A 13,358-nucleotide genomic window follows, 5' to 3' on the forward strand; every position below is an offset into this window, starting at 1 on the left:
TGACGACCAAATATGCGGATCGAGCGGGTTGAATGGTCATTCCGCGGCCTCCGCGATCACAGCGCGGCCGAGATCGACGACCTCGAGCGTGGTGCGGACGCGCTGCGTCGTGCCGTCCTGGAAGCGGATCACGGTGTCGACGGGGATGTTGGCCTTGCCGCGGTAGATCGCCTCGATGATGTCGGCGTATTTCTCGTTGATGACGCCGCGGCGGACCTTTCGGGTCCGCGTCAGCTCGCCGTCGTCGGCATCGAGCTCCTTGTACAGCAGCAGGAAGCGCGAGATGCGTTGCGCCGGTGGCAGGGTGGCGTTGACCGTCTCGACCTCTTTCTTCAACAGCGCGTAGACCTCGGGCCGCGAGGACAGGTCGGTATAGGTCGTGAACGAGATCCGGTTCTTCTCCGCCCATTTCGAGATGATCGAGTAGCGGATGCAGATCATCGCGGCGAGCGCGTCGCGGCCGGCGCCGAGCACCACCGCCTCGGCGACATAGGGCGAGAATTTCAGCTTGTTCTCGATAAATTGCGGCGAGAAGCGCTCGCCGCGCGAGGTCTCGGCGAGATCCTTGATGCGGTCGATCACGACAAGCTGCCGGTTGTCGTTGTAGTAGCCGGCATCGCCCGAGTGCATCCAGCCGTCCTTGATGTCGGCGACCGATGCTTCGGGGTTCTTGTAGTAGCCGTGGAACATGTTGGGGTGCCGCACCACGATCTCGCCGACGCCGTTGACGTCGGCATTGTCGATGCGGATCTCGATGGTGTCGGCCATCGGAACGCCCGTGGTATCGGGATCGACCTTGCCTTCGGGATGCAGGGTGTAGGCGCCGAGCAGCTCGGTCTGGCCATACAGCGTGCGCAGCGGCACGCCCATCGCCTGGAAGAACTTGAAGGTATCCGGTCCGAGCGCCGCGCCGCCGGTTGCCGCTGAGCGCAGCCGCGTGAAGCCGAGCCGGTCGCGCAGCGCACGGAACAAGACCTGGTCGGCGAAGACAGAGCGCTTGCCTTCGGCGAGCGCCGCAAGCCCGGTTTTCATGCCGAGATCGTAGAGCCGCTGCTTGAACGGCGAGGCATCCATCACGCCGGCGCGGACGTCGGCCGCGATCGATTCCCAGACCCGCGGCGCGAACAGCACGAAGGTCGGCGCGATCTCGCGGAAGTCGTTCATCATCGTGTCGGGCTCTTCGACGAAGTTGACCTTCATCCGAGAGAGCAGCGCTTTGCCCAGCGCGTAGATCTGCTCCATGATCCAGGGCAGCGGCAGCACCGAGACATATTCGTCGTCCGGCCCCTTCGGATCGAAGGCAAGATAGGTCGCGCAGTGCCGCAGCACGCGCCCGGCCGAGAGCATCGCAAGCTTCGGATTGGCCGTCGTGCCCGAGGTCGTGCAGAGGATTGCGACGTCCTCGCCGCGTGTGGCGTCGACCAGCCGGTCGTACAGGGTGGGCTCGCGCGCGGCGCGATCGCGGCCCAGCGCGACGAGCTTGCTCGCCTCCATCAGCCGTGGATCGTCGTATTTCCGCATGCCGCGCGGATCGGAATACACGATGTGCTTGAGGTTGGGCACGCGATCGGCAAGGGCGAGCAGCTTGTCGACCTGTTCCTCGTCCTCGGCGAACACCAGCTTGGCCTCGCCATAGGTCAGGAGATAGGAAGCTTCCTCGTCCAGCACGTCGCGGTAGAGGCCGAGGCTCATCGCGCCGATCGCGTGGGCCGCGATCTCGGCCGCGACCCAGTCCGGCCGGTTGTCGCCGATGATGCCGATCACGTCGCCGCGGCCGAGGCCGAGCTCGACCATGCCGAGCGCGAAATCATGCGTACGGGTCTGGTAGTCGTTCCAGGTGAATTCGCGCCACAGCCCAAGATTCTTCTCGCGCAGCGCGATCTCGCCGCCGTGCTCCCCGGCGTTGAGACGCAGCATCTTGGGAAAGGTGTCGGCCTGCGCGGCGCGACCGGCATAGTCCATCATGCCGCGCTCTCCCGCACCGCCGGCTTGTCGTCGGGATCGACCAGCACCTCGTCCTCTTCGCCGAGATAGGCGCGCTTGACGTGGGGATCGGCGAGCACGGCGGCCGGATCGCCCTCGGCGATCTTGCGGCCGAAATCCAGCACCATGACGCGGTGGGAGATGTCCATCACGACGCCCATGTCGTGCTCGATCATCATGACGGTCATGCCGAACTCTTCGTTGAGATCGACGATGTAGCGCGCCATGTCCTCCTTCTCTTCGAAGTTCATGCCGGCCATCGGTTCGTCGAGCAGGATCAGTTGCGGCTCCAGCGCCATCGCGCGGGCGAGCTCGACGCGCTTGCGCAAGCCATAGGGCAGGGTGCCGGCGGTCGCCTTGCGCACCGACTGTAGGTCGAGGAAGTCGATGATCTCCTCGACCTTGCGGCGGTGCTCCAGCTCCTCGCGGCGCGCGCCGGTCAGCCAGTACAGCGATCCCGTGATGAAGTTGTTCTTCAAGAGGTGATGGCGGCCGACCATGATGTTGTCGAGCACGCTCATATGGTGGAAGAGCGCGAGATTCTGGAAAGTCCGGCCGATGCCGAGACGGGGCCGTGCGTTCGGGGTGAGGCCGGTGATGTCCTGGCCGCGATAGAACAGCTGGCCTTCGGTCGGCCGGTAGCGGCCGGAGATGCAGTTGACGATCGAGGTCTTGCCGGCGCCGTTCGGGCCGATGATGGAGAACAGCTCGCCCTCGTTGACGCCGAAGCTGACTTCGGTCAGCGCGCGGACGCCGCCAAAGCGCAATGAGACTCCGCGCACCTCGAGACTGTTGGCCACCCTGTTCCCTCCAGATACGGGCGCTTTGGCGCGCTCTTTATCTTCGCTTCGATTCTGCTTCGATCTTACGCTTCGATCTTACATGGGCCGCCGGAGGGAGACCATCCGACTAATGAAGCCGGCGTTCGGGAGCATCGCTCGCCCCGATCGCCTGCGTCATGCGCGGTAACGCCGCACCCCGCCTGCAAGCCCGTCTCTCGCGTCGTCCGCGGTCAGCGATCCATCAAGGCGCTGCGCGCGGCGTTAGGCGAGGTGGCTCTGAATACGAGAAAGCGATAGGTTGAATTGTCATGTGCCCGACATTTGGTCAGGAATTTTCGTTGGCCTTCCAGGAAGCGGGTTCCTGGCTTCGCGCACGGCGTTGCTGCGGTGCAATATCGTGTCAGTATCTTGGGGTGGGATGCCGTCGCCAGAATGATTGCTGCTGATTACCTCAAGCGCATCGCGGCCTGGTCGCGCGAACTGAGCGAGCAAGAGATCGAGATCGCGCGCGCCGGCATTTCCGAGAAGTCCTACCGCGCCAACGAATTCATCTTCATGCGCGGCGACAATTTCCAGTACTGGACCGGCATCGTCACCGGGCTGGCGCGGATGGGCATCGTCTCGCGCGGCGGCAAGGCTGCGAGCTTCGCGGGCCTCACCGCCGGCGCCTGGTTCGGCGAGGGCACTGTGCTCAAGAACGAGCTGCGGCGCTACGACGTGGTCGCGCTGCGCGACACGCGCCTGGCGATGATGGATCGCCGGACCTTCGTCTGGCTGTTCGAGAACAGCGTCGGCTTCAACCGCTTCCTGGTGGGGCAGCTCAACGAGCGGCTCGGCCAATTCATCGCGCTGCTCGAATATGGCCGCACGCTGGACGCCACCGCGCGGCTGGCGCGCTCGATCGCCTCGCTGTTCAATCCGATTCTCTACCCCGAGCTCACCTTGCACCTGGAGATCACCCAGGAGGAGATCGGGGCGCTGTCGGGTATCTCCCGGCAGAATGCCAACCAGTGCCTGAAACGCCTCGAGCGCGAGGGCCTGCTGCGGCTCGAATATGGCGGGGTGACGATCATCGAGCTCGACCGCCTGCGCCACTACGGGGAGTGACCGGCTCGGGGCCGAACCAGGCCATTTTCGGACGCTCTAAAGTCCTGATCTTTCAAACGATTAAGCCATTAGACTTAGAGCAGGCCTGATGCTACAGACCGGCCTCGTCGGGACCGCGCGGTTTTCGCGCTCTCTGGAGATGATATGGCGGCTCAGGACTCAAAGCGGCGCGTTGCGCTGATCACCGGCATCACCGGGCAGGACGGTGCGTACCTCGCCGAATATCTGCTCGGCCTCGGCTATACCGTGCACGGGATCAAGCGGCGATCGTCCTCGTTCAATACGGCGCGCGTTGACCATCTCTACCAGGATCCGCATGCCGGCAACGTGCCGTTCCTGATGCACTACGGCGACATGACCGATTCGACCAATCTGATCCGGCTGGTGCAGCAGATCCGGCCGACCGAGATCTACAACCTCGCCGCCCAGAGCCACGTCCAGGTCAGTTTCGAGAGTCCGGAATACACCGCCAACGCCGACGCCATCGGCGTGCTGCGCCTGCTGGAGGCGATCCGCATCCTCGGCATGGAAAAGGAGACCCGGTTCTACCAGGCCTCGACCTCGGAGCTCTACGGGCTCGTGCAGGAGGTGCCGCAGAAGGAGACCACGCCGTTCTATCCGCGCTCGCCCTATGGCGTCGCCAAGCTCTACGGCTACTGGATCACGGTGAATTACCGTGAGGCCTACGGCATGTTCGCCAGCAACGGCATCCTGTTCAACCACGAAAGCCCGATCCGCGGCGAAACCTTCGTGACGCGCAAGATCACCCGCGCCGTTGCCCGCATCGAGGTCGGCCTGGAGAACAAGCTCTATCTCGGCAATCTCGATGCCAAGCGCGACTGGGGCCATGCCCGCGACTATGTCGAGGGCATGCACAAGATCCTGCAGGCGGACGAGCCCGGCGACTTCGTGCTCGCGACCGGCGAGACGCGGTCGGTGCGCGAGTTCGTCGAGCTGGCATTCGCCGAGGTCGGCCGCAGCATCGAATGGCGCGGCAAGGGCGTCGAGGAGGTCGGCGTCGACAAGGCGACCGGCAACACCCTGGTGCAGATCGACCCGGTCTATTTCCGTCCGACCGAGGTCGATCTTCTGATCGGCGACGCCAGCAAGGCGCGCGCCAAGCTCGGCTGGGCGCCGAAGACGCCGTTCGCGCAACTGGTGCAGGAAATGGTCACCAGCGATCTCGTCGAGGCCAGGCAGGATGCGGCCAATGGCAAGCACGGCGTTTGAACTGAAGGGCAAGTCGGTTTTCGTTGCCGGCCATCGCGGCATGGTCGGCTCGGCGCTGATGCGCCGGCTGGCGCGCGAACAGGCCGATCTGCTGACGGTGTCGCGCAGCGAGGTCGACCTTCGCGACCAGGCCGCGGTTAATGCCTGGTTTGCCGCGAAGCGGCCGCGGGCCGTGTTCCTCGCCGCCGCCAAGGTCGGCGGCATCGTCGCCAACAACACGCTGCGGGCGGAATTCCTCTACGACAATCTGGCGATCTCGACCAACGTGATCCAGGCGGCCCATGCCAATGGGTGCGAGAAGCTGATGTTCTTCGGCTCGTCCTGCATCTATCCGCGCCTGGCGCCGCAGCCGCTGCGCGAGGATTCGATGCTGACCGGCCTGCTGGAGCCGACCAACGAGCCCTATGCCATCGCCAAGATCGCCGGCATCAAGATGGCCGAGGCCTATCGCAGCCAATATGGCGCCGATTTCATCAGCGTGATGCCGACCAATCTCTACGGTCCCGGCGACAATTATCATCCCGAATACAGCCACGTCGTCGCCGCGCTGATCCGCCGCTTCCACGAGGCCAAGGTCTCCGGTGCAGGCAGCGTCGTGGTGTGGGGCACCGGCACGCCGCGCCGTGAATTCCTCTATGTCGACGATCTCGCCGACGCCTGCATCCACCTGATGAAGGCCTATTCCTCGCCCGAGCTGGTCAATATCGGCACCGGCGAAGACATCACCATCGCCGAATTCGCCCGCGTGGTCGCCGCCACCGTCGGCTATCGCGGTGAGATCAGCTTCGACACGTCGCGTCCCGACGGCACGCCGCGCAAGCTGCTCGACGTCAGCCGGCTCGCCAAGCTCGGTTGGCGCGCCGCGACTTCGCTCGAGGATGGCATCAAGCTCGCCTACCAGGCCTATCTGAACGAGACCAAGTAGGCGGCCGAATAGGCTGCCTCCACGTCGTCATTGCGAGCGCAGCGAAGCAATCCATGGCGCCGCATGCGAAGAATGGATTGCTTCGTCGCTTCGCTCCTCGCAATGACGCTTTTGGCTCTCACCTCGCCGCCGCGCGCGGCGGCGCCTTCGACAGCGCCGTCGCCATCGCCGAGATCAGCGGCTTCATGAAGAACGCGTCGTTCGCCGGGTAGATGTCGGTGGATAGGCCGTAGGTCTTCAACTCGTCCGACACCACCGGCCCGACGGAGGCGATCGGGGTCTGCTGCAAACCCTCGCGCAATTGTGCTTCGCATTGATGCGCCTGGGCCACCTCGAGCAGGCGGCGAACCTGGCCGGAGCTGGTGAGCGCGATGGCATCGATGCGGCCCCGCGCCATTTCCTCGATCGCGGTCACGATGTTCGCATCTGCGGCCTGCGCATCGTAGACATACGGCAGCACTGTATCGACCTCCGCACCCTGCGCCTTGATCGTGCCGATCAGGGTGGCGTGGTCCTTGTCCGGATAGAGCTGCAGGCCGAGCCGATGGCCGCTCAGGTCGAGCTTCGCCAGCATCTCGGCGACGCCTTCCGAGGTCGGCTTCTCCGTCGTCATTTGCGGCTCCAGGGCGATCTCGCGCAGCGCGCGGCCGGGCTTGGGGCCGCGGGCGAATTTGCGCGCTTTGCCGAGGCTCGTGACAAACTCCGCCTCGACCCCGATCCGGCGCACGACCTTCATCAGCCGCCGAAGGCCTTCGCCGGTCATCAGCACGAGGTCGTCGAGCGGCCGCTCGATGGCGCGGCGAATCCAGGCCTCGATCGGCACCGGGTCCGGCGCGTCGTGGATGGTGAACATCGGGCATTGCAGCACGTCGGCGCCCTGCTCGGCGAGCAGGCGGGAAAACTGTGCCTCCTCGCGCGTCTCGAGGATCAGAATGCGGTAGCCGTTCAGCCGGTCAGCCATGATGGTCCCTAACAAACATTGTCGTCATTTGTTCGATTTGACCCCCGCGCCGGGATTGGCGCAAGGCCGCCTGCGGTGTAGACGAGGGCCGAAAATGAACGTTCCACGCATCTGCTCAAGCTTTGGTCAATTGGCATGCCCGACCATCAATTCGTTCTGACCCTGTCCTGCCCGGATCGCCCCGGGATCGTCTCCGCGGTCTCGACCTTCCTCGCGCATAACGGTCAGAACATCCTGGATGCCCAGCAGTTCGACGACATCGAGACCGGCAAGTTCTTCATGCGCGTGGTGTTCACCGCGGCCGACCTCGCGGTCGGGCTGCCGGCGCTGCAGACCGGCTTTGCCGCGATTGCCGAACGCTTCGGCATGGAATGGCAGATGCGCGATCGCGCCAGCCGCCGCCGGGTGATGCTGCTGGTGTCGAAGTCCGATCATTGCCTGGTCGACATCCTCTATCGCTGGCGCACCGGCGAGCTCGAGATGATCCCGACCGCCATCGTCTCCAACCATCCGCGCGAGAGCTACGGTTCGCTCGATTTCGGCGATATCCCGTTCCATCATCTGCCGGTAACCAAAGAGACCAAGCGGCAGCAGGAAGATGCGGTCTGGAAGCTCGCCCAGGACACCAATACCGACCTCGTGGTGCTCGCCCGCTACATGCAGATCCTTTCGGACGAGATGTCGGCGCGGCTGTCGGGCCGCTGCATCAACATCCACCATTCCTTCCTGCCGGGCTTCAAGGGCGCCAAGCCCTACCACCAGGCGCATGAGCGCGGCGTCAAGCTGATCGGCGCCACCGCGCATTACGTCACCAGCGATCTCGATGAGGGCCCGATCATCGACCAGGACGTCGAGCGCATCAGCCATCGCGACACGCCCGAGGATCTCGTGCGCAAGGGCCGCGACATCGAGCGCCGGGTGCTGGCGCGGGCGATCCGCTACCATCTCGCCGACCGCGTCATCCTCAACGGGCGCAAGACCGTGGTGTTCGTGGACTGATCCGCAGGCTCACGCGTCCCGCACAACGCGATGCAGGCGCTACGGGCCCGATGCTCAATGGGTCGCGTTCTGCGCCGGCGCCGCCGGCTTGGCGTCGTCGCCACGCTCCGCCGCGGGCATCAGGCGCTTGCGTTCCCGCTCCTGCATGAACCTGTCGTATTCGGGGGTGCCCGCGCGCGGCGGTGCGTCTGCGGGCAGGCCGCCGGCCCAGGCCGGAATGGTGTCGGCCATGCCGGCCGAGACCTTTTGATTCATGGTGCTGCATCCCCCGAGCGCGCAGGCCGCGAGCGCGAGGGCAGTCAGGACAGGGATGTGGCGTGTGAAGATCGGCATTGGCGGCAGCATACAGCCCTGGTCTTTATGGATGATGATCTCAGGCGCGACCGTTCGGCTGCAATTGTGCTTGTTTGTTGACATTGGTGCTTCATTTGTACGATCGTACAAATGAAGCGAGCTAACGAAGGCCTGAGAGGCGAGAGCGGAGCTTGTGGCGGGCGTTGAGTTTCGGGGAATGATTCTGGTATCGTGATACTTGTTTCTGCGGCTGGGCCAAATCGCGGCGCGCGACACACGTCCATCGTCCGATTGACAGAGGGCGCGCGGAAACGCCTTGTCGCGTTGCGGCTCGGCCGTGACATGCTTGGGTTAAGGTAAGGCAAGGGCCGGGCACTCGGCTCGACGCAAAAGAATGGAAGGGGGAGGGACGTCGATGTTCAATCGTCGCAAAATGTTGCTGTGGGGCGCCGCTTCGGCCGTGCTTCCGGGTTTGTGCGCCAGCGTGCCGGCGTGGGCGGACGACGCCGTCAAGATCGGCCTGATCCTGCCGATGACCGGCGGCCAGGCCTCAACCGGCAAGCAGATCGATAACGCGATCAAGCTCTACATGCAGCAGAAGGGCGACACCGTCGCCGGCAAGAAGATCGAGATCATCCTGAAGGACGATGCCGCGGTGCCCGACAACACCAAGCGGCTCGCGCAGGAACTGATCGTCAACGACAAGGTCAATTTCATCGCCGGCTTCGGCGTGACGCCCGCGGCGCTTGCCGCGGCGCCGCTGGCGACGCAGGCCAAGATCCCGGAAGTCGTGATGGCCGCCGGCACCTCGATCATCACCGAGCGCTCGCCCTATATCGTGCGCACCAGCTTCACGCTGGCGCAGTCCTCCACCATCATCGGCGACTGGGCGGTCAAGAACGGCATCAAGAAGGTCGCGACGCTGACCTCCGACTACGCGCCGGGCAACGATGCGCTGACCTTCTTCAAGCAGCACTTCACCGCCGGCGGCGGCGAGATCGTGGAAGAGGTCAAGGTCCCGCTCGCCAATCCCGATTTCGCGCCGTTCCTGCAGCGCATGAAGGATGCCAAGCCCGACGCGATGTTCGTGTTCGTGCCGGCCGGGCAGGGCGGCAACTTCATGAAGCAATATGCCGAGCGCGGGCTCGACAAGAGCGGCATCAAGGTGATCGGCCCCGGCGACGTGATGGATGACGACCTGCTCAACAACATGGGCGATGCCGCGCTCGGCGCGGTGACGGCGCATCTCTATTCGGCGGCGCATCCGTCCGCGATGAACAAGGAATTCGTCGCCGCCTACAAGAAGGCATACGGCAACCGCCCGGGTTTCATGGCGGTCAGCGGCTATGACGGCATCCATCTGATTTATGAGGCGCTGAAGAAGACGGGCGGCGCGACCGACGGCGACAAGCTGATCGAGGCGATGAAGGGCATGAAGTGGGAGAGCCCGCGCGGTCCGATCTCGATCGATCCGGAAACCCGCGACATCGTGCAGAACATCTATATCCGCAAGGTCGAGAAGGTCGACGGCGAACTCTACAACGTCGAGTTCGCGACCTTCGAGGCCGTCAAGGATTCCGGCAAGACCAAGAAGTGACGCGCGAAGCTCCGTTCGCTGCACGTTATGGCCGGGACGAGCCCGGCCATGACGATCCTGTTGACGTGGTGTCGTTTGCGCCCTCTCGCTTAAGCTGACTTCATGGCCTCTATCCTCACCAATTTGTTCGACGGCGTCGCCTACGGCATGCTGCTGTTCGTGCTGGCCTGCGGGCTTGCGGTGACGCTCGGGCTGATGAACTTCGTCAACCTCGCGCATGGCGCCTTCGCGATGGCCGGCGGCTATATCTGCGCCGTGCTGGTCAACAATTCCGGCTGGCCGTTCTTCGCAGGCCTGCCGCTCGCCTTTGTCGGGAGCGCTGCGATCGGCGTCGCGCTGGAGCGCACGCTGTATCGCCATCTCTATAGCCGCAGCCATCTCGATCAGGTGCTGTTCTCGATCGGACTCGTGTTCATGTCAGTGGCGGCGGTCGACTACATCATGGGATCGTCGCGGGTCTTCATCAAATTGCCGGCGGCGCTGGAGGGGCAGATCGACCTGTTCGGCGTCGGCATCGGGCGTTACCGGCTGATGATCGTCGTGATCTGCGGCCTGCTCACGCTGGCGCTGCAACTGATCCTTGCCAAGACGCGGTTCGGCAGCCGCCTGCGCGCCGCGGTCGACGATCCGCGCGCTGCGATCGGGCTCGGCATCAACGTGCCGCAGGTGTTCGCCTTCACCTTTGCCTTCGGCTGCGGCCTCGCCGGCCTCGGCGGCGCGCTGAGCGCGGAGATCCTCGGCCTCGATCCGTATTTCCCGCTGAAGTTCATGATCTACTTCCTGATTGTGGTCACGGTCGGCGGCTCCTCCTCGATCACCGGGCCGTTCCTGGCATCGCTGCTGCTCGGCATCGCCGACGTCGCCGGCAAATATTACGTGCCCAAGGTCGGCCCCTTCGTGATCTACACGGTCATGATCGTGATCCTGCTCTGGCGTCCCAACGGCCTGTTCGGCCGCACCGCGGCGCGGTGAGGCTGATATGACCGCGCTGTCCGACGTCTCCACCCACGCGATGGCCAGCGCGCGCTGGCGGATCAGCGAGGTCGCCTTCTGGGTGCTGGCGCTCGCCTGCGCGTTCCTGTTCCCGTCGCGCTACCTGATCATGACCGACATCGTGCGGCTCGGCCTGTTCGCGCTGTCGCTCGACCTGATCCTCGGCTATGCCGGCATCGTCTCGCTCGGACACGCGGCCTTCTTCGGCGTCGGCGCCTATTCGGCCGGACTGCTGGCGCTGCACGGCATCATCAACGAACCCGTCATCGCGCTGGTCGCCGCCGGTCTCGTTGCGGCGGTGCTGGGGTTCCTGACCAGCTTCCTCGTCATCCGCGGCGTCGATTTGACCCGGCTGATGGTGACGCTCGGCATCGCGCTGCTGCTGGAGGCGCTCGCCGAGCGCTTCTCGGATATCACCGGCGGCACCGACGGCCTCCAAGGCATCGAGATGCAGCCGATCCTCGGGCTGTTTGCCTTCGACATGTTCGGCAAGACCGGATTGTTCTACTCGCTGATCGTGCTGTTCATCCTGTTCCTGCTTGCCCGTCGCGTGGTGCATTCGCCGTTCGGCCTGTCGCTGCGCGCGATCAGGAACAACCCGCTGCGCGCGGCCGCAATCGGCATACCGGTCAACCGCCGCCTGATCGCGGTCTATACGCTTGCCGCCTTCTATGCCGGGATCGCCGGCGCGCTGTTCACCCAGACTACGGCGCTGGCCTCACTCGACGTGTTTTCTTTCGAGCGCTCCGCCGACCTGATGCTGGTGCTGGTGATCGGCGGCACCGGTTATCTCTATGGCGGACTGATCGGCGCTGTTGTGTTCAAAATGCTGCAGGAGCTGTTTCAGAGCATCACCCCGCAATACTGGCTGTTCTGGATCGGCCTCGTGCTGGTCGTGATCGTGATGGTCGGCCGCACGCGGATCCACCGCTGGGTGCTGTTCGTGCCGAACCTGATCATCCGCCAGTTCGCCGGCCGCAACGCCGCCGCCGTGCCGGAGAGTGATCCGTCATGACGATCGCGCTCGAAACCCGCGGCCTCGAGAAATCCTTCGGCGGTCTTCGCGTCACCCGCGATCTCTCGCTGAAGGTGATGCAGGGCGCCCGCCATGCGCTGATCGGACCGAACGGCGCCGGCAAGACCACGGTCATCAATCAGCTGACCGGTGTGCTGACGCCGAACAGCGGACAAATCCTGCTCGAGGGCAGCGATATCACCGGCCTCTCCGTGCACAAGCGGGTCCTCCGCGGGCTGTCGCGCACCTTCCAGATCAATCAGCTCTATCCCGACCTGACCCCGCTCGAGACCATCGGCCTTGCTGTCTCCGAACGAATGGGCCGCGGCGGCGACTGGTGGCGGCGGATGGGAACGCGCGACGACGTCAACACCGAGATCGCCGAGATCCTGTCGCGCTTCCATCTGCTCGACGTGATGACCGAGCTCACCTCAACATTGCCCTACGGCAAGCAGCGCCTGCTCGAGATCGCGGTCGCGATCGCCGCCAAGCCACGCGTGCTGCTGCTCGATGAGCCCGCCGCCGGCGTGCCCGAGAGCGAGCGCCACGATATCCTGGCGGCGGTCGCAGCATTGCCGCGCGACGTCACCGTGCTCCTGATCGAGCACGACATGGATCTCGTGTTCTCCTTCGCCGACCGCATCTCGGTGCTGGTCAATGGCGGGCTGCTCACCGAGGGCGCGCCCGACGAGGTCGCGCGCGATCCGCAGGTGAGGGCGGTCTATCTCGGCGAGGCGGCCGATGCCTGACCTGCTTTCCATCAGGGGCTTGCGCGCCGGATATGGCGAGGCGGTGGTGCTCCCCGACATGTCGCTGGCGCTTGCCGAGGGCCAGGTGCTCGCGCTGCTCGGCCGCAACGGCACCGGCAAGACCACGCTGATCAATTCGATCGTCGGCATCGTCAGGCGCCTCAGTGGCAGCGTCGCGCTCGCCGGCCACGACATCACGGCACTGCGGCCCGACCAGCGCGCCCGTGCCGGGATCGGCTGGGTGCCGCAGGAGCGCAACATCTTCCGCTCGCTGACGGTGGAGGAGAACATGACCGCGGTGGCGCAGCCCGGTCCGTGGACGGTCGAGCGGGTGTACGAGATGTTTCCGCGGCTGAAAGAGCGGCGCGGCAATTTCGGCAACCAGCTGTCGGGCGGCGAGCAGCAGATGCTGGCGATCGGCCGCGCGCTGACGCTCAATCCGAAAGTGCTGCTGCTCGACGAGCCGACCGAAGGCCTCGCGCCGATCATCGTTGAGGAATTGTTAAAGGCGATCGGAACCATCACGCGCTCGGGTGGCATCTGTTCGATCATCGTCGAGCAGAATGCACAAAAGATTCTCGGGCTCGCCGACCGCGTTGTGATATTGGAACGCGGAACGATCGTGCACGATGCCGCGAGCAGCGCGCTGAAGGCCGATCCCTCCGTCCTCGAGCGCCATCTCGGCGTCGCCGGGACCAAAAAACACTGACGCCCTCAGGGAGT

Annotated in this window: 13 protein-coding genes; 9 read left to right on the top strand and 4 right to left on the bottom strand. The window is 64.7% G+C overall.

Going from position 1 to position 13,358, the window contains the following annotated elements; all coding sequences use genetic code 11:
• Positions 1-36 precede the first annotated feature (36 nt).
• Positions 37-1,965, bottom strand: a complete 1,929-nt coding sequence (locus AAFG07_RS15070; protein WP_342727966.1) for a long-chain fatty acid--CoA ligase — start codon at positions 1,963-1,965, stop codon at positions 37-39.
• Positions 1,962-2,783 (bottom strand): ABC transporter ATP-binding protein, encoded by an 822-nt coding sequence (locus AAFG07_RS15075; RefSeq protein ID WP_106328397.1) that lies wholly within the window; start codon positions 2,781-2,783, stop codon positions 1,962-1,964. The genes AAFG07_RS15070 and AAFG07_RS15075 overlap by 4 nt, the downstream gene beginning before the upstream one ends.
• Before the next feature lie 414 nt (positions 2,784-3,197).
• Between AAFG07_RS15075 and AAFG07_RS15080 the strand changes: the two genes are divergently transcribed.
• The 3 genes from AAFG07_RS15080 to AAFG07_RS15090 all read left to right on the top strand — a co-directional run bounded on the left by AAFG07_RS15080 (position 3,198) and on the right by AAFG07_RS15090 (position 6,027).
• A complete protein-coding gene (locus tag AAFG07_RS15080) occupies positions 3,198-3,872 on the top strand; it encodes a Crp/Fnr family transcriptional regulator (protein WP_092115508.1) in 675 nt (224 codons plus the stop codon).
• A 144-nt stretch (positions 3,873-4,016) separates the two neighbouring features.
• Positions 4,017-5,102, top strand: a complete 1,086-nt coding sequence (gene gmd / locus AAFG07_RS15085; protein ID WP_342727967.1) for a GDP-mannose 4,6-dehydratase — start codon at positions 4,017-4,019, stop codon at positions 5,100-5,102.
• Positions 5,083-6,027 carry a GDP-L-fucose synthase gene (locus AAFG07_RS15090; RefSeq protein ID WP_342727968.1) on the top strand — a complete coding sequence of 315 codons (945 nt, stop codon included), beginning with the start codon at positions 5,083-5,085 and terminating at the stop codon, positions 6,025-6,027. Before gmd ends, AAFG07_RS15090 begins: the two co-directional genes overlap by 20 nt.
• A gap of 118 nt (positions 6,028-6,145) precedes the next feature.
• Here AAFG07_RS15090 and AAFG07_RS15095 read toward each other — a convergent pair whose 3' ends face one another.
• Entirely contained in the window at positions 6,146-6,988 is an 843-nt protein-coding gene (locus AAFG07_RS15095) for a uroporphyrinogen-III synthase (protein WP_342727969.1), read from the bottom strand.
• A 135-nt stretch (positions 6,989-7,123) separates the two neighbouring features.
• On the opposite strand from AAFG07_RS15095, the gene purU reads away from it, so the two are divergent.
• Positions 7,124-7,987, top strand: coding sequence for a formyltetrahydrofolate deformylase (gene purU, locus AAFG07_RS15100; protein ID WP_173637658.1), 864 nt, complete (start codon positions 7,124-7,126; stop codon positions 7,985-7,987).
• Positions 7,988-8,041: 54 nt separating this feature from the next.
• Here the strand turns inward: purU and AAFG07_RS15105 are convergent, their stop codons facing one another.
• Entirely contained in the window at positions 8,042-8,320 is a 279-nt protein-coding gene (locus AAFG07_RS15105) for a hypothetical protein (protein ID WP_342729160.1), read from the bottom strand.
• 376 nt (positions 8,321-8,696) lie between these two features.
• Here AAFG07_RS15105 and AAFG07_RS15110 point away from each other — a divergent pair, with 376 nt between their 5' ends.
• From AAFG07_RS15110 to AAFG07_RS15130, 5 genes are all read left to right on the top strand, one after another.
• Positions 8,697-9,878, top strand: a complete 1,182-nt coding sequence (locus tag AAFG07_RS15110; protein ID WP_342727970.1) for an ABC transporter substrate-binding protein — start codon at positions 8,697-8,699, stop codon at positions 9,876-9,878.
• Positions 9,879-9,980: 102 nt separating this feature from the next.
• Entirely contained in the window at positions 9,981-10,850 is an 870-nt protein-coding gene (locus AAFG07_RS15115) for a branched-chain amino acid ABC transporter permease (RefSeq protein WP_342727971.1), read from the top strand.
• Between the two features lie 7 nt (positions 10,851-10,857).
• Entirely contained in the window at positions 10,858-11,886 is a 1,029-nt protein-coding gene (locus AAFG07_RS15120) for a branched-chain amino acid ABC transporter permease (protein WP_342727972.1), read from the top strand.
• On the top strand, positions 11,883-12,635 hold the full coding sequence (locus tag AAFG07_RS15125) for an ABC transporter ATP-binding protein (protein ID WP_342727973.1): 753 nt from the start codon (positions 11,883-11,885) through the stop codon (positions 12,633-12,635). Before AAFG07_RS15120 ends, AAFG07_RS15125 begins: the two co-directional genes overlap by 4 nt.
• Positions 12,628-13,344, top strand: coding sequence for an ABC transporter ATP-binding protein (locus AAFG07_RS15130; protein ID WP_342727974.1), 717 nt, complete (start codon positions 12,628-12,630; stop codon positions 13,342-13,344). The genes AAFG07_RS15125 and AAFG07_RS15130 overlap by 8 nt, the downstream gene beginning before the upstream one ends.
• Positions 13,345-13,358: the final 14 nt, after the last annotated feature.

The organism is Bradyrhizobium sp. B097 (assembly GCF_038957035.1).
Classification (GTDB): Bacteria; Pseudomonadota; Alphaproteobacteria; order Rhizobiales; family Xanthobacteraceae; genus Bradyrhizobium.